The 19476-nt window shown below is 49.9% G+C and carries 16 protein-coding genes; 9 read left to right on the top strand and 7 right to left on the bottom strand.

What is annotated here, in order from left to right:
* Nucleotides 1-9: 9 nt before the first annotated feature.
* The 5 genes from AT705_RS04265 to AT705_RS04285 form a co-directional block, all read right to left on the bottom strand.
* Nucleotides 10-1149, bottom strand: coding sequence for an enoyl-CoA hydratase/isomerase family protein (locus AT705_RS04265; RefSeq protein ID WP_058795627.1), 1140 nt, complete (start codon nt 1147-1149; stop codon nt 10-12).
* Entirely contained in the window at nt 1149-1925 is a 777-nt protein-coding gene (locus tag AT705_RS04270) for an enoyl-CoA hydratase (RefSeq protein ID WP_049866070.1), read from the bottom strand. The genes AT705_RS04265 and AT705_RS04270 overlap by 1 nt, the downstream gene beginning before the upstream one ends.
* Before the next feature lie 12 nt (nt 1926-1937).
* The gene (locus tag AT705_RS04275; protein ID WP_058795628.1) at nt 1938-3095 is read right to left on the bottom strand and encodes an acyl-CoA dehydrogenase family protein; all 1158 of its coding nucleotides are present in this window, start codon (nt 3093-3095) and stop codon (nt 1938-1940) included.
* A gap of 132 nt (nt 3096-3227) precedes the next feature.
* Nucleotides 3228-4718 carry a CoA-acylating methylmalonate-semialdehyde dehydrogenase gene (locus tag AT705_RS04280; protein WP_049866069.1) on the bottom strand — a complete coding sequence of 497 codons (1491 nt, stop codon included), beginning with the start codon at nt 4716-4718 and terminating at the stop codon, nt 3228-3230.
* Nucleotides 4719-4786: 68 nt separating this feature from the next.
* On the bottom strand, nt 4787-5965 hold the full coding sequence (locus AT705_RS04285; RefSeq protein WP_058795629.1) for an acetyl-CoA C-acyltransferase: 1179 nt from the start codon (nt 5963-5965) through the stop codon (nt 4787-4789).
* A 395-nt stretch (nt 5966-6360) separates the two neighbouring features.
* On the opposite strand from AT705_RS04285, the gene AT705_RS04290 reads away from it, so the two are divergent.
* From AT705_RS04290 to AT705_RS04330, 9 genes are all read left to right on the top strand, one after another.
* The gene (locus AT705_RS04290) at nt 6361-6753 is read left to right on the top strand and encodes a MerR family transcriptional regulator (RefSeq protein WP_058795630.1); all 393 of its coding nucleotides are present in this window, start codon (nt 6361-6363) and stop codon (nt 6751-6753) included.
* Nucleotides 6754-6903: 150 nt separating this feature from the next.
* Nucleotides 6904-8079 (top strand): isovaleryl-CoA dehydrogenase, encoded by a 1176-nt coding sequence (locus AT705_RS04295; protein WP_058795631.1) that lies wholly within the window; start codon nt 6904-6906, stop codon nt 8077-8079.
* Nucleotides 8080-8088: 9 nt separating this feature from the next.
* Nucleotides 8089-9696, top strand: coding sequence for a carboxyl transferase domain-containing protein (locus tag AT705_RS04300; RefSeq protein ID WP_010381513.1), 1608 nt, complete (start codon nt 8089-8091; stop codon nt 9694-9696).
* Between the two features lie 9 nt (nt 9697-9705).
* Nucleotides 9706-10488, top strand: a complete 783-nt coding sequence (locus AT705_RS04305; RefSeq protein WP_058795632.1) for an enoyl-CoA hydratase/isomerase family protein — start codon at nt 9706-9708, stop codon at nt 10486-10488.
* Nucleotides 10489-10498: 10 nt separating this feature from the next.
* Entirely contained in the window at nt 10499-12442 is a 1944-nt protein-coding gene (locus tag AT705_RS04310; RefSeq protein ID WP_058795633.1) for an acetyl/propionyl/methylcrotonyl-CoA carboxylase subunit alpha, read from the top strand.
* Nucleotide 12443: 1 nt separating this feature from the next.
* Nucleotides 12444-13352: a hydroxymethylglutaryl-CoA lyase gene (locus AT705_RS04315; protein ID WP_058795634.1), complete on the top strand. Its 909-nt coding sequence runs from the start codon at nt 12444-12446 to the stop codon at nt 13350-13352.
* 34 nt (nt 13353-13386) lie between these two features.
* Nucleotides 13387-14085: a CoA transferase subunit A gene (locus AT705_RS04320; protein WP_010381521.1), complete on the top strand. Its 699-nt coding sequence runs from the start codon at nt 13387-13389 to the stop codon at nt 14083-14085.
* 10 nt (nt 14086-14095) lie between these two features.
* Complete coding sequence (locus AT705_RS04325; RefSeq protein ID WP_010381523.1) at nt 14096-14758, top strand: CoA transferase subunit B; 663 nt, start codon at nt 14096-14098, stop codon at nt 14756-14758.
* A 400-nt stretch (nt 14759-15158) separates the two neighbouring features.
* Nucleotides 15159-16736: a BCCT family transporter gene (locus AT705_RS04330; RefSeq protein WP_058795635.1), complete on the top strand. Its 1578-nt coding sequence runs from the start codon at nt 15159-15161 to the stop codon at nt 16734-16736.
* A 105-nt stretch (nt 16737-16841) separates the two neighbouring features.
* Here the strand turns inward: AT705_RS04330 and AT705_RS04335 are convergent, their stop codons facing one another.
* Nucleotides 16842-17549, bottom strand: coding sequence for a 3'-5' exonuclease (locus tag AT705_RS04335; RefSeq protein ID WP_058795636.1), 708 nt, complete (start codon nt 17547-17549; stop codon nt 16842-16844).
* The gene (locus tag AT705_RS04340) at nt 17549-19444 is read right to left on the bottom strand and encodes a DUF294 nucleotidyltransferase-like domain-containing protein (RefSeq protein ID WP_058797901.1); all 1896 of its coding nucleotides are present in this window, start codon (nt 19442-19444) and stop codon (nt 17549-17551) included. The genes AT705_RS04335 and AT705_RS04340 overlap by 1 nt, the downstream gene beginning before the upstream one ends.
* Between the last annotated feature and the right edge of the window lie 32 nt (nt 19445-19476).

The following is a 19476-nucleotide window of genomic DNA, read 5'->3' on the forward strand; positions in this document are numbered from 1 at the left end:
GTTTATTCCTTACAGATCAGCCAGGGGATGTGTGCTCTCTTCCCAGCGTGGTGCAAAAAAGCTGTCTATCACTTTGCTGTCTACGTCAGCAATGGTCTTAAACTGCCATTGTGGTTGTCCGTCTTTGTCAATCAACAGCGCACGCACACCTTCACGGAACTCGCCCACTTCACCGCAACGCACCGACATTGCCAGCTCGCGTTGAAAGCAATCTTTGAGTGACAACCCTTCGGCACGATTTAGTTGTGCCTGGATTAACACGGCACTAAACGGAGAACCATGTTTTAGCGCTTTTTGCGCCTTGCTCAGCCATTTATTCTCTGCGCTATCGAGGGCCAGAATGTGCTCAACCTGGGCCTCCAGCGTGTCTAGCTCAGCCAATTTAGCAAAAGACTCAGCCAGCGGCTTGATTTCGCTGCGCGGCGGAATGTGCGACGCTTCATCGAGGGAAATAAGTAGCTGAGTCAATTTCTCATGATTGAGTACGTTGGTCTTACCCCAATTGACTTCACTGAGATTGTGCAGCAGCATATCCAACCGTTCACCATCCATATAATGATCGGCCAGACCAACAAATTTGGCATCAGTGGCATTGATAGAGGCACCCGTCAGGCCCAGGAATAAACCCACACCGGCCGGCATTTTGTTCAGGAAATAGCTGCCACCCACATCAGGATATAATCCAATGGTGATCTCCGGCATGGCAATGCGTGACGACTCAGTCACTACACGATGACTGGCTCCAGCCATCAGGCCAAGGCCACCCCCCATGATAATACCATTGCCCCACAACAGGATCGGTTTATCATAATTATGGATGTGATAATCGAGACGATATTCCTCAGCAAAGAAGATTTCCAGATGGTTATTGCCATCTTCCGCGGCCATTGCATTGTACAGGCTAACCACATCACCACCGGCACAGAAAGCTTTCTCTCCCGCGCCTTTGAGCAATACCATAGCTACCTGCTCGTCTTCAGCCCACACTTTGAGCTGTGGTTCGAGTAGGCGGATCATTTCCAGGTTAAGTGCATTGAGTGCTTTTGGCGCATTGAGGGTGGCCACTGCCACCTTCATGCCGTTATTACAGTGCGCCAACTCAAATACCACAGGGGCATCTGCCTGGTTCAGTAACTGTAATTCAACCATTAGCCATTCACCCAGTTTGCTTTACGTTTTTCCAAGAAGGCATTCACGCCCTCTTTCTGATCTTGTGTGTCGAACAAAGTCACAAACAGTTCGCGCTCAAGCGGTAATGCACTGTTGATGGTCCCTGTGCGACCTTTTTGGATCAGTGCTTTACAGGCGGTAACGGCCACTGGGCTTTGATCTTCAACTTTGTTAGCCAGCTCCAGTGCAGCTTCAAGCGCTTTGCCCTGCTCAACCACTTCTTCAACCAGTCCAATCTCCCGCGCTTTATCCGCTTTGAGGCGCTCGCCACACAGAATCATGCGCTTAGCCCAGCCTTCGCCTACCAACCAGGACAGGTTTTGCGTACCACCGGCACAAGGCAGTAAGCCCACTTTGGCTTCTGGCAGTGCCATTTGAGCCTGCGCTTCTGCAATACGAATGTCACAGGCCAGCGCGACTTCCAGGCCACCACCCATTGCAAAGCCGTTAATGGCGGCGATAGACACACCACGGAAGTCACTCAGTGTTTCAAATGCTTCGCCAAATACGCGAGACATGTCGGCCGCAACCCCTTTGTCGCCATCGGCGAACACATTCAGATCGGCACCGGCAGAAAAGAACTTTTCACCTTCCCCGGTGATCACCAATGAATAAATGTTTTTATCGGCATTCAGCTCGTTCACCAGCTCTTTAAGGCCTACCAAAGTGTCGCGAGTCCAGGTGTTAGCCGGTGGGTTCGACATAGTGACTATCGCGATGTGACCTTGTTTTTCGAGTTTCAATTGTGCTGACATAATGATGCTCCTTTACAATACGCTTGCTGCGCCTTCGGCTAAAATTCGGCGTGCAATGATCACCCGCATGATCTCATTGGTGCCTTCCAGAATTTGATGAACGCGTACATCACGCAGGTGGCGCTCAAGTGGGTATTCTTTGATGTAGCCATAACCACCATGAATTTGTAATGCATCATCACAAACCTTAGTGCCAACATCGGTCGCAAAGCGTTTAGCCATGGCACAATAAGTGGTTTTTTCACTGTCGTTGCTGTCTAGTTTAAAGGCCGCCAGGCGAACCATCTGACGCGCAGCAACCAGTTCTGTGTTCATGTCAGCAATCTTAAATTGAAGTGCCTGGAAAGCCGCCAATGGCTTACCAAACTGCTGACGCTCCTGCATATATTCTTTGGCTGTATTTAACGCCTGTTGTGCAGTGCCGATTGAACAGGTGGCAATGTTGATACGCCCACCGTCCAAACCTTGCATGGCAAATTTAAACCCTTCGCCTTCTTTGCCCATCAGATTGGCAGCAGGAATACGCACATCTTCAAACGTGACCAGACGGGTCGGCTGAGCGTTCCAGCCCATTTTTTCTTCTGCTTTACCATAGATGACACCCTCGGCGTCTGCCGGCACAACAAAAGCCGAAATGCCTTTAGGACCGTCTTCACCCGTTCGGGCCATTACGACCAGTACATCGGTCTCACCCGCGCCTGAGATGAACATTTTTGAGCCGTTCAGAACATACTCATCGCCTTCCAGCACAGCTTTCGTTTTCAAAGACGCCGCATCAGAGCCCGAGCCAGGTTCAGTCAGGCAGTAAGAAGCCAATAGCTCCCCCATCACCAACTGGTCCATGTATTGCTCTTTTACCGCATCGGTTGCGAAGCTGGCGATCATCCAGGTCGCCATGTTGTGTATAGTCAGCATCGCCGTGGTTGCCGTACAACCCATCGATAATTGCTCAAAAATAATGCTTGAATCCAGACGCGACAGACCCAGACCACCCGCTTCTTCCGGTGTGTATAAGCCACAAAAACCCAGCTCACCAGCTTTTTTAATGACGTCTTTAGGGAAAATGTGTTTCTGATCCCATTCAGCTGCATGGGGTGCCAGTTCACTCATGGCGAACTGATATGCGGTTTCGGCGAATGCCTGTTGATCTTCGTTGAGATTAAAGTCCATAAAAGACCTCACTTGTTGTCATGTCGGGCGAAGTGACGATTCTGCCCGGCGTTATTCTTATGTACCTGAGTCTCAGGTATTACTACGAAAGGCCCGGGCAAAAGCCGGGCCTGAAAGGGTAACTGATTGGTGTTATCGCAGGTTAATGCTCATGTTAGGGCCCGTTACGGCCTCATCAGCAAACCAGCGCGATGTGATGGTCTTGGTTTCAGTGTAGAAACGTACACCCTGCTTGCCATACGTGTGTTGATCACCATAGAAAGAGTTTTTCCAACCGGTGAATGAGAAGAACGGCAATGGCACAGGAATTGGAATATTAATGCCTACCTGACCAACTTCGATTTCATGCTGGAACTTACGTGCCGCTGCACCACTCGCAGTGAACAAGGAAGTGCCGTTACCATATGGGCTATTATTCACCAGCGTAATGGCTTCTTCCAGCGTATCAACACAGACGCAGTTTAGTACCGGGCCAAAAATCTCTTGCTTGTAGATATCCATCTCTGGTGTCACGTCTGTGAACAAAGTTGGACCAACCCAGTTGCCATTTTCGTAGCCTTCAACCGTAAAGTCTGAGCCATCCAGCAAACACGTTGCGCCTTGTTGTTTACCACTTTCGATCAGTGACAAAATACGTGCCTTGGCCTGGGCCGAGGTTTGCGGGCCGTAAGCCGCTTCGGGGTCGTTCCACACACCCGGGCGTACCTTTTCAAGGCCGGCTTTTAAGTCGTCGATCCACTCTTTGGACTTGCCAACGAAGACCGCAACGGAGATACCCATACAACGCTGACCCGCTGCACCCACAGATGCACCGACCAGGTTATTGATGGTTTGCTCGCGACTGGCATCAGGCATGATCACCATATGGTTTTTCGCGCCTACACAGGCCTGAACACGTTTCAGGTTCTCAGTGCCTTTACTGTAGATGTAAGAACCTACACCACATGAGCCAACAAAAGAAATTGCGCGTACTTCAGGCGCTGTCAGAATTTGGTCAACCTGCTCTTTTGCACCGTGTACAACTTGCAGAACCCCTTTTGGTGCCCCTGCTTCCTCGAACAGCTCTACCAGACGCATTGGCGTCAGGGGGTCTTGCTCAGATGGTTTTAATACAAATGTGTTACCACACACAATCGCCATTGGGAACATCCACAATGGGATCATCGCCGGGAAGTTGAACGGTGTAATACCCGCACACACACCCAGCGGTTGAATATAAGAATAAGTGTCGATGTTACGGGCAACGTTCTCAACCGTTTCGCCCATCATCAGCGCCGGTGCATTTGCAGCCTGCTCCACGACTTCAATTCCACGCCATACATCGCCCTTGGCATCTTCAAAGGTCTTACCAAGTTCATGGCAGATAATGGTCGCAATTTCTTCCTGGTGCTCTTTCAGCAATGCAGCATAACGCATCATAATGCGCGCACGCTCCGTTACTGGCACATTACGCCAGGTCTTGAATGCCTCTTGTGCTGACGTGATAGCAGCCTGTACTTCATCGTGCGTCGCACATGGCACCTGCGCCAAAACTTCCTGATTCGCCGGATTGACGACATCTAACCACTTGTCAGACTGAGACTGGGTAAATTCACCGTTGATGTATAATGGTACCTGGTGCATGTGCACTCCTCCCCAAATAAAACGAAAAAGCGCCGCTTAATTATTGTCGTTGCGGCGCTATACTTAATTTAAACTTCGACGGCTAATGCCACCGCTTCACCACCACCGATACACAGTGAGGCAATCCCTTTTGATAAACCACGATTGCGTAACGCATGGATGAGTGTTACCAAGATACGTGCACCGCTGGCTCCGATTGGGTGGCCCAATGCACAGGCACCACCGTTCACGTTCACTTTACTTTGATCAAGGCCTAGCTCGCTGATCGCCAGCATAGTCACCATGGCAAATGCTTCGTTGATTTCCCACAGATCCACGTCATCTTTGGACCAGCCAGTTTGTTCAAGCAGTTTATTCATTGCACCTACTGGTGCGACTGTGAACTCAGCAGGTGCCTGAGAGTGAGTAGTGTGACCTGCAATTTTACACAGCGGTGTTAAACCGAGACGCTTAGCTTCTGATTCACTCATCAGTACAAGTGCTGCCGCACCGTCTGAAATAGAAGAAGAATTTGCTGCGGTGATAGTGCCGTCTTTTTTGAACGCCGGGCGCAGTGATGGGATCTTATCCGGACGTGCATTACCTGGCTGCTCATCAATGGCCACTTCAACATCACCTTTGCGAGTCGAAATCACATGTGCTGCAACTTCATTGTCAAAACTGCCATTCTCGATAGCTGCGTTGGCTTTGCTCAAAGAGCTCAGCGCAAACTCATCCATATTGTCACGCGTAATGCCGTATTCGTCAGCCGTATCTTGTGCGAAGCAACCCATTGCTTTATTGTCGTAGGCATCTTCGAGGCCATCCGCCATCATGTGATCTTTGATTTCACCATGACCCATACGCATACCACCACGCGCTTTAGGGATAAAGTAAGGGGCATTGGTCATGCTCTCCATACCACCTGCGATGGCATTGTTAATGCTACCTGCTTTAATTAAATCGTGCGCGAACATGGCTGCTTTAAGACCTGATCCACATACTTTATTAATTGTGGTTGCGCCTGTTGAACGAGCTAAACCCGCATGTAACATAGCCTGACGTGCAGGTGCCTGGCCTAATCCAGCCGGCAGTACACAACCCATAATGACTTCATCAATGCTGGCATCTGACAAACCAGTCTCAGCCATGACCGCTTTAATGGCGGTTGCACCTAAATCAGTAGCGCTGGCACCTGAAAGGCTGCCCATAAATCCACCCATAGGGGTACGTTTTGCGGCGACAATGACAACAGCTTCGTTACTCATTAAAAAAACTCCTGTTTACAAGCAAGTTGCTTGCTTTTAGTAATCTCTTACGTCGAGCATACCTAATATTTACGTTTACGCCAACGTAAATCTAAAATCAAGCAAATTGCGATCTCTGAAAGTGTAAAGTTAAGTTGCACATCGAGGTTGCCACTGGTGTGGATTCGATGTGTCGTCCTCCTCGCCAGTCAGTCCTGAACCAAGCGACTATACAGCATTGTGACGTACCATCTGGAGTGCCTAAGCGGGTCTTCTGCAAGCTAAACGAATACCTAAAGTAGACCAGTATGAGCAGCTTCGATATGCGACTATCGGATGAAACAAACACCATACTTTACCTTTACGTAAACTTCACTTATATTGGATGAATCAGTTTTGATGTAAGTGCGTAAACGATGCAAGACAACCAAGAACCAACTTATTCAATCAGCGAACTCGCCAAGGAGTTTGATATTACCACCCGAAGTATTCGGTTTTATGAAGATCAGGGATTACTTTCACCTGAACGTCACGGCCAGACCCGCATCTATTCAAAGCGCGACAAAGTCCGCCTTAAACTGATTCTGCGTGGCAAGCGTTTAGGCTTTACTCTGGCAGAAACCGGTCGCTTGTTTGAGCTCTACGACGCTGACAAATCAAGCGCCAAACAGCTTCATACTATGCTGCAACTGATCGAAGAAAAAAAGGCCGATCTGAGTCAGCAAATGGACGACATTAAAGTTGTCCTGATGGAGCTGGTGACAGCGGAACGCCGCTGCCTAGATACTTTAAAGAATTTAGACGAATAGTCATTGAGCAACATAGTGCACTTAATACAGCGCACTACAACGCTTAAATACTTTAAAAGTTTAGACGAATAGTGATTGAGCAATGTAGCACTTAATGCAAGCCGCGGCGAGTGCTTAATCAAGAATAACTCTCACACAGGATAACTACAGATGAGCACAGTATCACTTTATAAAGAACTTAACTTTGGCCTGGGCGAAACGGCGGACATGATCCGTGACCACGTTAATAGCTTCGCCAGCAGTGAAATTGCCCCACTGGCAGAAAAAACAGACGAAGAAAACGCGTTCCCCAATGAAATGTGGCCAAAGTTTGGTGACATGGGCCTGTTGGGCATCACAGTACCGGAAGAATTTGGTGGTGCAAACATGGGCTACCTGGAACACGTTATCGCAATGGAAGAAATCAGTCGTGCCAGTGCCTCAATCGGATTAAGCTATGGCGCCCATTCAAACTTGTGCGTAAACCAGATCAACCGTAATGGTAATCAGGCACAAAAAGAAAAGTACCTGCCAAAACTAATCTCAGGTGAGCACATAGGTGCACTGGCGATGAGTGAGCCCAACTCTGGCTCAGATGTGGTTTCCATGAAACTCAAAGCTGAGAAAAAAGGCGATAAGTTCATTCTTAACGGTAATAAAATGTGGATCACCAATGGTCCGGACGCTGATGTATTTGTCATCTACGCAAAAACAGACTTAGATGCGGGCCCGCGTGGTATCACCGCGTTTATCGTTGAACGTAACTTCCCGGGGTTCTCTACCGCACAGAAGCTCGACAAACTGGGCATGCGCGGTTCAAATACCTGTGAACTGGTATTCGAAGACTGTGAAGTGCCAGAAGAGAACATACTCGGTAACTATAATGAAGGCGTTAAGGTCCTGATGAGTGGTCTGGACTATGAGCGTGTCGTACTGGCTGGTGGCCCTTTAGGGATCATGCAGGCTTGTATGGACGTGGTTGTCCCTTATATTCATGAGCGTAAGCAATTCAACCAGTCTATCGGTGAGTTCCAGCTTATACAGGGTAAAATCGCTGACATGTACACACAAATGAATGCGGCTCGCTCATACGTATATACCGTTGCCAAAGCCTGCGACCGCGGCGAAACAACCCGTAAAGATGCAGCTGGCGTTATCCTGTATGCCGCAGAGCTGGCAACCAAAATGGCACTTGATGCAATCCAGTTACTTGGCGGCAATGGCTACATCAACGAATATCCCACCGGACGTTTACTGCGTGATGCCAAACTATATGAAATTGGTGCCGGTACCTCTGAGATACGCCGCATGCTGATCGGTCGTGAGCTGTTCACCGAAAGCCGCTAAGGAGGCAGCATGACAGTACTAAACTCGAATGTTAATAGTCATGACCCGCAGTTTAAGGCAAACCAGGACGCCATGGCGTCCCTGGTTGCTGATCTCAATGATAAGGTCGCAACGTTATCAATGGGCGGCGGCGAAGCCCTGATCGCCCGCCATCAGAGTCGCGGTAAACTCTTTGTTCGCGACAGGATTGAGCACTTGCTCGATGAAGGCTCTCCATTTTTAGAAATCTCTCAGTTCGCAGCCTACGGCGTATATGAACAAGACATCCCTTGTGCTGGCGTGGTTGCAGGCATAGGTCGGGTGAAAGGCATTGAGTGCATGATTGTCGCCAACGATGCGACAGTCAAAGGCGGCACTTATTTCCCACTCACAGTAAAAAAGCATCTTCGCGCACAAGAAATCGCAGAACGTTGCCACCTGCCTTGCATCTATTTAGTAGACTCAGGCGGGGCGAACCTGCCAGAGCAGGATGAAGTGTTCCCGGACAAGCTGCATTTTGGCCGTATTTTTTATAACCAGGCGCGTATGTCTGCCAAGGGAATCCCACAAATTGCCGTCGTCATGGGCTTGTGTACCGCTGGTGGCGCGTACGTGCCCGCAATGGCCGATGAGAGCATCATAGTCAAAGAGCAAGGGACGATTTTCCTCGCAGGTCCCCCGCTGGTAAAAGCAGCAACCGGTGAGGAAGTTAGCGCAGAAGACCTGGGTGGTGCAGATGTGCACTGTAAAGTGTCTGGCGTTGCTGACCATTACGCAGAAAATGACGAACATGCCTTATCTATTGCGCGTCAATGTGTCTCTCGTCTCAATCACCAACGTCCTGTACGCCCTGTGTTAAAAGATTTTAAAGCACCAAGATACGACATTGGTGAGATCTACGGCATCGTTGGTACCGACTTAAAGAAACCGTTTGACGTACGTGAAGTGATTGCCCGTATTGTTGATGACTCACAATTTGATGAATTTAAACGTTACTTTGGTGAAACCCTGGTCACCGGTTTTGCCGAAATTTATGGTCACCCTGTTGGTATCGTCGCCAACAACGGGATTTTGTTCTCTGAATCTGCACAAAAAGGGGCGCACTTTATACAGCTCTGTGCGCAGCGCAATATCCCGCTGTTATTCTTACAAAACATCACCGGCTTTATGGTCGGTCAGAAGTATGAAGCAGAAGGCATCGCCAAACACGGTGCTAAGATGGTTACCGCTGTGTCTTGTGCAGACGTACCAAAATTTACCGTTCTTATCGGTGGCTCGTATGGTGCGGGTAACTACGGCATGTGTGGCCGCGCTTATGAACCCACTATGATGTGGATGTGGCCAAACGCGCGTATCTCGGTCATGGGTGGTGAGCAGGCCGCGGGCGTACTAACTCAGGTTCGTCAGGATGGGTTAGCACGCAAAGGTCAGTCAATGAGCGACGAAGAAGTCGCCGAGTTCAAAAAACCCATTGTTGAGCAATACGAAAAACAAGGTCACCCCTACTACGCCAGTGCGCGCTTGTGGGATGATGGCATCATAGATCCTGCAGATACACGCACTGTACTTGGTCTGGCACTTGAAGCGGCCGCCAACGCACCTGAGCAGGATTCAAAGTTCGGCATTTTCCGGATGTAAGGAGGCCCTATGACAGTAACCTTAAATATCACCAAAAGTAAGGTGGCCGTGCTGGAACTCAGCCGCCCGGAAAAACACAATGCCTTCAATGCCGAAGTCATTGCTGAATTAATCAAAAGCATTGAATACGCCAACGAGCTGGATATTCGTGCGCTCATACTGAAAACCAACGGAAAACACTTCTCTGCGGGCGCCGACCTAGCCTGGATGAAGTCTATGGCTGGCAATAACTATGATGAGAATGTTGCAGATTCCATGGAGCTGGCCAAACTGATGAAGGTGCTGGCAAACAGTCCACATCCCACGGTTTGCCTGGTTCAAGGTGCCGCATTCGGTGGTGCGCTGGGTTTAATCGCATGTTGTGACATCGCCGTTGCAACGCCAGATGCTAAATTCTGCCTGAGCGAAGTGAAACTTGGCCTTATCCCGGCTGTTATTAGCCCTTATGTGATCCGAGCCATTGGTGAGCGTCAGGCGCGGCGTTATTTCCTCAGTGCAGAAATCTTTACTGCAGACAAAGCGCTGAGCATGGGCCTCATCCATGAAGTTGCCGAAGATTTATCCGGTGCAGAATCCCACTTCATTGAAACCCTGTTGAACAATGGTCCTGTGGCGGTGAAAAGCGCCAAGGCATTGATCGATGAAGTCGCAGGCCACACCATCGACGACACGCTGATAGCCCATACCGCAAAGCGGATCGCAGAAATCCGGGTGAGCGAAGAAGGACAGGAAGGCCTGAGTGCCTTTTTCGAAAAACGTGCCCCCGGCTGGCAAAACGCGGCCAGCAAGTAAGGAGTACACTATGTTAAAGAAAATTCTGATAGCCAACCGAGGCGAAATCGCCTGCCGCGTCATGCGCAGTGCCAAACGTCTGGGTCTGAGCACCGTTGCCGTATACTCCGATGCCGATGCCAATGCAATGCACGTCCAGCAGGCCGACGAGGCCTATCACATAGGTCCGGCGCCAAGTAAAGACTCTTACCTGGTGGCCGAACGCATTCTGGACGTTGCCAAGCGCGCCGGTGCGGACTGTATCCATCCTGGTTATGGGTTCTTGTCTGAAAACGAAGCTTTTGCCAACGCCTGTGAACAGGCCAATATTGCCTTTATTGGCCCCTTAGCCACGTCAATTGAAGCCATGGGGTCAAAAACCCGCGCCAAAGAAATTATGGCCGAGGCCAACGTGCCTCTGGTACCAGGTTATTATGGCAAGCAGCAAGATACAGATTTTCTGGCTCAGGAAGCCGAGAAAGTGGGCTACCCGGTGCTGATTAAAGCCGCTTACGGTGGTGGCGGTAAAGGCATGCGCGTGGTGCGCGAGGCAAGCGAGTTTATCAGTTCTCTGGAGGGCGCAAAACGTGAAGCCGCAGCCAGCTTTGGTAACGATCTGGTGCTGTTAGAGCGCTTTGTCGATAAGCCGCGCCATGTTGAAGTCCAGGTTTTCGCAGACAGCCATGGTAACTGTGTGTATCTGGGCGACCGAGACTGCTCTTTGCAACGTCGTCATCAGAAGGTCATTGAAGAAGCCCCAGCGCCGGATCTCAGCGCAGAGCTGCGCCGTGAAATGGGTGAAGCCGCGGTGCGCTGCGCTCAGGCGATTAACTACCGTGGTGCAGGTACTGTCGAATTTTTGTTATGTGGTAACGAGTTCTTCTTTATGGAGATGAACACGCGCCTGCAAGTAGAACATCCGGTGACCGAGATGGTGACGGGTCAGGATTTGGTTGAGTGGCAAATTCGTGTCGCCAACAACGAAGTACTGCCTCTCACCCAGGATGAAATTCGTCTCAGTGGTCACAGCTTCGAAGCGCGTATCTATGCTGAAGACCCCGAGGAGAACTTTATGCCTTGTTCGGGCGTCTTGTCGCACCTGGGTTTCCCTGCAGCGAAAGATGGTGTGCGCATTGACACTGGCGTACAACAGGGAGACGAGATCAGCCCGTTTTATGACCCGATGATCGCCAAATTAATTGTCCACGGTCGGGACCGCCGCACTGCATTGTTAAAACTACGCAGCGCACTGGCTGAAGTACATCTGGCCGGTTTAAAGAGCAATATTGCCTTCTTACACCACCTGGCAGGCCATCCGGCATTCAGTACTACTGCACCGGATACACACTTCATTGACACTCAAACCGATACGCTGACGGCGTCACAGGCACCCAATGATTTATTGGTATGCCTGGCCAGTGCAGCTTATCTGGCGCATCAACAGGCAGAAAAAGTGACCTCGCCCTGGCAGCTGTCGGGCTTTAAGCTCAATCAGCCGCGTCGTCAGGTATTGCCATTTGCTGACCACCTGGTCATCGCTGAAGCCAAAGGCAATGAGTGGCAGGTATTTTATCAGGACCTCGACCATACTATGGACGTGCGTCTGGATGGGCACAGCCTGATAGCGAATCTGGATGGCAAGCGTTTGCTTGCAGATGTGGTGATCACCGCAGCTCTCATCACGGTTATGTTTGGCCCCTATCAATTTGATATGGCGCTTAAATCTAAGCACTACGTCAGTGAGCATGAACACCAGGAGGCGCCTCTGGCTGCACCACTCAATGGCACAGTCGTGAAACACCTGCAAAGTGTGGGTGCTCAGGTAAGCAAAGGCGATCCAGTTGTCGTCATCGAGGCGATGAAAATGGAATATACCCTGAATGCCCCATTCGATGGCACGCTGACAAGTTACTGCTTCGATGAAGGTGAGCTGGTCAGCCATGGCGCGATGCTCGCTATTGTAGAGGAGGCCTGAGATGGCAAACTACCCCGCCCAGGTAAAAATTGTCGAGGTCGGTGCACGTGATGGTCTGCAAAATGAGTCCAGTGTATCGACCGAAGCTAAAATTACGCTAGTCAATGCACTAGCAGAAGCTGGTCTGAAACACATCGAGGCCGGTGCATTTGTGTCACCCAAATGGGTGCCACAAATGGCAGACTCCAGTGACGTTATCCAGGGATTTGTGCGCCGAGAAGGGGTGGAGATCAGCGCACTCACCCCCAATCTGAAAGGTGCCGAACTGGCACTGACCAATCAGGTCGACGAGTTCGCGATATTCACTGCGGCCAGTGAAGCCTTTACACAGAAAAACATCAACTGCTCGATTGAAGAGAGCATCGAACGCTTTCGGCCGGTCGTTGAACTTGCACAAAAAAACAACATCAAAGTCAGAGGCTACGTGAGCTGTGTGGTTGGCTGCCCGTATCAGGGAGAGGTCGAACCAGAACAGGTGCTCGAGGTGTGTAAACAATTATTGGCATTGGGTTGCTATGAGATCAGCCTGGGCGACACCATAGGCGTGGGCACAGCCAATCAGGTCAGGCAACTGCTTACCCTATTGCTGTCACACATCCCGGCTGAGCGTCTTGCCGTGCACTTTCATGATACCTATGGCCAGGCATTAGCCAACATCCATACGGCACTGGAAATGGGCATTGCCACCATAGATTCGGCCGTCGCCGGGTTGGGTGGTTGTCCCTATGCTAAGGGCGCGTCAGGAAATGTTGCCACTGAGGATGTTGTTTACTTGCTGCAAGGACTTGGCATTGATAGTGGAATTGATTTAGAAAGACTGGCAAAAGCAGGCTGGCAGATTTGTGAGGCGCTTGATAAAGCACCCGTAAGCAAGGTGTCACTGGCGCTAAAAAATAGCTGTCAGTCATAACAACCGAGAACAACGAACAACTAGGAGTGGGCTAATGGCCGGTTTCGATAAAGTAGTTTCAAGCTATGAAGCAGCAATGGAGGGCCTGAAAGATGGCGATACCATTATTGCCGGTGGCTTTGGATTATGTGGTATTCCTGAAGGCTTGATTGCTGAAATTAAACGCAAACAAACCAAAGAACTAACTGTCGTGTCTAATAACTGCGGCGTAGATGACTTTGGTCTGGGCATTTTGCTACATGACCGTCAGATCAAAAAAATCATCGCCTCTTATGTGGGTGAAAATGCCCTGTTTGAGCAACAGCTATTAGATGGCATTATCGATGTTGAGTTGACGCCTCAGGGTACGCTGGCAGAGAAGATGCGTGCTGGTGGTGCAGGTATCCCAGGTTTTTACACCGCAACTGGTTACGGTACACCGATTGCCGAGGGCAAAGAAGTTAAAGAGTTTGATGGTCGTCCTTACATCCTGGAAGAGTCCATTACCGGTGAGTTTGCTATCGTGAAAGCGTGGAAAGCAGATCGCTACGGTAACCTGGTATTCCGCCACACCGCAATGAACTTTAACCCTATGGCAGCAACAGCAGGTAAAATTACCGTTGCCGAGGTGGAAGAAATCGTAGAGCCGGGCGAGCTTGCACCAAGTGAGATCCACACACCGGGGATCTATGTTAATCGCGTGATTCAGGGTAGCTTTGAAAAACGCATCGAACGTGTCACAACCCGTAAGTAAGGAGATCACCATGGCTTTAACTCGTGAACAAATTGCAATGCGCGTGGCGCAGGAGCTTCAGGACGGTTATTACGTGAATCTGGGCATTGGTATCCCTACCCTGGTTGCTAACTATGTACCTCAGGGTATCGAAGTAATGCTGCAATCTGAAAACGGTCTTTTGGGCATGGGTCCTTACCCAACAGAGGACCAGGTTGACGCGGATATGATCAATGCGGGTAAAGAAACCGTGACAGCAGCCACAGGTGCGGCTATTTTTAATAGCGCCGAAAGCTTTGCCATGATCCGCGGTGGTCATGTAGACTTGACGGTACTGGGTGCATTTGAAGTGGATCAAAACGGTAATATCGCATCGTGGATGATCCCGAAGAAATTAATCAAAGGCATGGGTGGCGCAATGGACTTAGTTGCAGGTGCACAAAATATCGTTGTCACCATGACTCATGCCAGCAAGCACGGCGATTCAAAGTTACTGGAGTCTTGCACTCTGCCGCTTACGGGCGTTAACTGTGTGAAGAAAATCGTCACAGATTTAGCGGTGCTTGAAGTGAAAGACGGTGCGTTCCATTTGCTAGAGCGCGCACCGGGTGTTAGTGTAGACGAAATTATCAGCAAAACAGCGGGTAAGCTTATTGTGAATGGCGACATTCCTGAAATGCAGTTTGCCAGCTAAATACACGCGGTCTGACACGAAAACACCAAACATGTACCGACCTCATTCCCAGTGCCAAAGGCGCTGAGTTACCCAAAATCCCTCGCAAGAGGGATTTTTTTTATCTTTTATACTCGCATTGGTGTGAATTTATTCAGTTAAGCGCGCATTCGTTTACTTTTATATTCTAACGCTTACACTAATAGACGAAGATCTTTCTGGGCAAGGTGGCCAGAGGACCTCGTTTTGGTTGGTTTATCTTAATTACATCGAAACGACTTTTTTGATACTAAAAAGACGATCGTAATGGCAAGCCTCAGGCACCCATTTCCGCTGTAACTAACATAAGCCCATCGCATGCAGTTTGCATCAAAGCTGGGGATTCCTGCCTTGCCATTCACTTCTCAACCATGAGGTAACAATGGCGGACAATCACGATAAGTACAGTATTGACAATACTGACTACACGGTGGGCCAGGACAACGTGCAAAAATGGGGGTTTGATGTTCATAACCCGGTTTTTGGCGTCAGCGCCGGCCTGATCTTATTTTTTCTTATTGCAATCCTTGTGAGCGATGCCGAATCAGCGAAGGCAGCACTGGATGGGCTGAAGTGGAAAATCATCGGCGCGTTTGATGCCGTCTTCATGTGGTCTGGCAACTTCTTTGTGTTGTTTTGTCTCGCGCTGGTACTGTCTCCCTACGGTAAAATTCGTCTTGGCGGCGAGGCCGCCAAACCGCAATACACTACCCTCTCCTGGCTGGCTATGCTATTTGCCGCCGGTATGGGGATAGGATTAATGTTCTGGGGTGTTGCCGAGCCTGTAGCTTATTATACGGGCTGGTACAAGACCCCTCTGAATGTCGCCGCAAACACACCTGAAGCTGCAGAGCTTGCTATGGGCGCGACTATGTACCACTGGGGCTTACATCCCTGGGCTATCTATGCCGTTGTGGCGCTCTCGCTGGCTTTCTTCGCTTATAACAAGGGCCTGCCACTGTCCATTCGCTCAATCTTCTATCCGCTACTGGGTGACAGAGCCTGGGGCTGGCCGGGTCATGTGATAGACATTCTGGCGGTACTGGCAACGTTGTTTGGCCTGGCTACTTCGCTCGGCTTGGGGGCACAGCAGGCCAGTGCGGGGATCCAGCATGTGTTCGGGATCGAGGCAGGCCTCGGACTCCAAATCGCAGTCATTGCCGCAGTTACTTTGCTGGCCATTGCTTCTGTGGTGCGGGGCATTGAAGGAGGTGTTAAAGTGCTTAGTAACACCAATATGCTGCTTGCCTTTGCCTTGTTGTTATTCGTTATGCTCGCCGGGTTTGCGGTTGCACTGGGTAATATCCCGACCACAGTGATGGCCTACGCTGAAAACATCATTCCGCTTAGTAATCCGCACGGACGTGAAGATGAAGCCTGGTATCAGGGCTGGACGGTATTTTACTGGGCCTGGTGGATCTCCTGGTCTCCGTTTGTAGGTATGTTCATTGCCCGTGTATCTGAAGGCCGAACTATTCGTGAATTCATCATCGCCGTATTGCTAATCCCAACACTGGTGACGACGCTATGGATGTCAGTCTATGGCGGCATCGCTATTGACCAGGTGATGTCTGGCGTTGGCTCACTGGGTGAAAATGGCCTGACCCAGGTGCCACTGGCTATGTTTGAAATGTTTGAACAACTGCCGCTGGGTAATGTGTTGTCATTTGTCGCCATCATACTGGTACTGGTGTTCTTTATCACCTCCTCAGATTCGGGCTCTCTGGTGATAGACAGTATTACGGCTGGCGGTAAGATTGACGCCCCAATTCCGCAACGCGTGTTCTGGGCAACAGTTGAAGGTGCCATTGCTGCTGCGCTGCTGTGGATCGGCGGTACAGACGCTATCGAAGCCCTGCAGGCTGGTGCAATCTCGACCGGCTTACCTTTCACTCTGGTGTTATTGTTGATGTGCCTGAGCCTGATCCTGGGCCTTCGTACAGAGCAAGTTCAGTCCTGACCCTGTTTGACACCAAAATAGCAGCTCAAAATGGCATGTTCAGTTACATGCCATTTTTGTCTCAACCATAGGGTATGTTGTCGAAGTGTCAGGCGCACTGAACCGCTACATCCACAGGGTTTTGATCTCTGTCTGTAATGTATAATGGTGCTGTAATTGTGCCTGCAATAGCTCAGCGGTCGCCAGCGCATCGCTAAGTGCGTGATGTGCAATATAATAAGGTAACCCATAACGTTTTCGACTATCAGCCAGGCGGATTGAAGGGATAGGCTGGCGCTTAATTTGCTGCCACCAGGTTAATCGGTTGGTCTCAATACGATGTTCCAGTGCCATCGTATCAATCAAGGGAAACTCGATGCCTTCACCCAAACGTTGCATTAATGCCTGATTAAAGAACGGACGTTCAATGTGGCGATAATGAACCACAATCACTCTACCTGCCAGGCTCGCCAATAATTCTTCAAGAATGGTGCCAAGATCCGGCGCTTCGCGAACCTGAGAATGCGTAATTTGATGCACCACCACAGACTCTTCATGCAACGGCGTAGCAGGCTTTAAGATCCAATGTTTGGCATCACGACAATAGGCCCTGCGCGCATCAAAAGGCACCAGGCCGACGCTGACTATGTCATCGGTTTCATGGTTTAACCCGGTTGTTTCAAAGTCGAGCGCGACAAAACGCGCTTCAGACACTGGCGTTTCGGGTAACTGCACACCCGCGTTATAAAACGCACGCAGCCGCTCATCATTACTTTGCCGCGCCAAATGCGCAAAGCGGTTTGGCCAAGATAAAATATCACCTTGTATCGCCATTACTTGAGTATCGCCTTGTTCTGATAACGAATTTTAAGATAGCTTTGGGCTTTATCCAGCACTGCAAAGGCTTCTTTAAGATTGCGTTGTTCAAACTCAGATAGCCGTTTAGGCAAAATGTTATTGTCTGGTTGTTTACCCTGCTCGATTTTTCTCGCCTGGTGACGAATTCGGATCGTGGCGATATACTCCAGCGCCGCCTCTAAATCTTCTACCTTGCCAGAAGGCAATAGCTGCGCTTCTTTAATGTCTTCCAGTCGTTCAAACGAGTTGTGTTTGCGCGAACCGATAGCCAGGGCATGGACGCGTACCAGATCAGATAAGGGTGCGGTTCCACGTCGTTTGATGTTTAACGAATGCTTATGTTCACCATCTTGTTCCAGTACAAAGTCCTTGAAAAAACCAAGCGGCGGTGTTCTGCGCAGCGCATTGTTTGCCATCGCAGCAAGGAAACGAGGAGCAATTTTCGCTTTTTTGGCCACCAGTTCACTGAGTCGACTGGCTAATTGAGAGTGTCCATAGACCCCATCGAGATCAAAAAAAATCGAGCTGTGTAACAAGGCTTCGGGTTTCGGGTTGTCTATCCAGTCTTCAAACTGTGTCTGCCATTCACTAGCCCGTAACCGCCACTGCGGGTTGGTGGCCATAATCCCCCCATCACAAAGCTTATAGCCACATTGCGCAAGGCCGTCACAAACAAACTTAGCAAGCGCTGAGAAGTAGCTGTCATGCTTGCCCGACTCAAAAGTATCATCGAGGATCAGTGCATTGTCCTGGTCCGTGACTATCAACTGTTCATCACGTGCCATCGATCCCAGAGCAATAAAACAATAAGGTACAGGCGGCGCGCCCAGCTCGTCCTCTGCCAACTCCAGTAATCGTTGCTTTATAGCACGACCAATCACGGACATGGCCGTACCAACCATGTGTGAATTGGCGTCTTCATTGACCAGACGTACAAAGACACTGGCCAGCGACTGTGCATAATGAGCCAGATCCTCAACACTTTGCTGCTCCATAATCCCTTTAACAAACAACAGGCTGCTCTGCGATTCATAACGCAATATATCCGACAGCGCTATCACGCCAATAGGTCGGCGTTTATGGACCACAGGCAAATGATGCAAGTTATCTCTAAGCATCATCATCATGGCTTCAAACACATAGGCATTGGAGTCAACTATGGTGAGCTCACGGGTCATAATGGTGGCGACCGGCTGATGGGTGTCTAAACCCTCGGCCACCACCTTAATTCGTAAATCTTTGTCACTCAGGATCCCGACTATTTGTCCGTCATCATCCTCCGGGTCATCGCTGACAGGCTTGCTGGGGTCATAGATCAGCAACGCCGATACCTGCTCTTCGGTCATCAGCTTCGCCGCATCACGAATTGAGCGTGTTAACTCAACCGACACTAACTCTCTGAGCAGGAGTGTTTTTACTTTGGCTGTGGTCAGGTCATTATTGTCGGCCTGATCGGAAACAGCCTGGATCAGGCCACCGCTATCGTCCGCTTCAAAAAAGTCGGCAAACGCCTCGTGCTCGTCGCAAAATGCCTCAAATAGGCTCACAGGGATGCAATAAACCAGCGTGTCTTCCAACGCCATGACCGGAAAACGAACTTTGCGGTTTGTTAACAAGCCTCGCTGACCAAACAGCCCGCCTTCCGAGATGCGGTTGTACAACTCACCATTGCGACGATATACCTCGACTGATCCGGCCCGCACCACATACAGGTCTGAGATGGACTCCCCGTAATGCAGTATTTCACTGCCTGCGCGGTAATACCCTACTTCGACCTCGCTGGCAAGTTGCTGCACAGCGCTTTTGGGTAACTCGTTAAATGGCGGATGTGCAGACAAAAACTGCATGATCTCAAAGTGCTCTATTTGCATAATGACTTTTTTGTGACGCTGATAATCACTAT

The organism is Pseudoalteromonas rubra (assembly GCF_001482385.1).
Taxonomy (GTDB): Bacteria; Pseudomonadota; Gammaproteobacteria; order Enterobacterales; family Alteromonadaceae; genus Pseudoalteromonas; species Pseudoalteromonas ardens.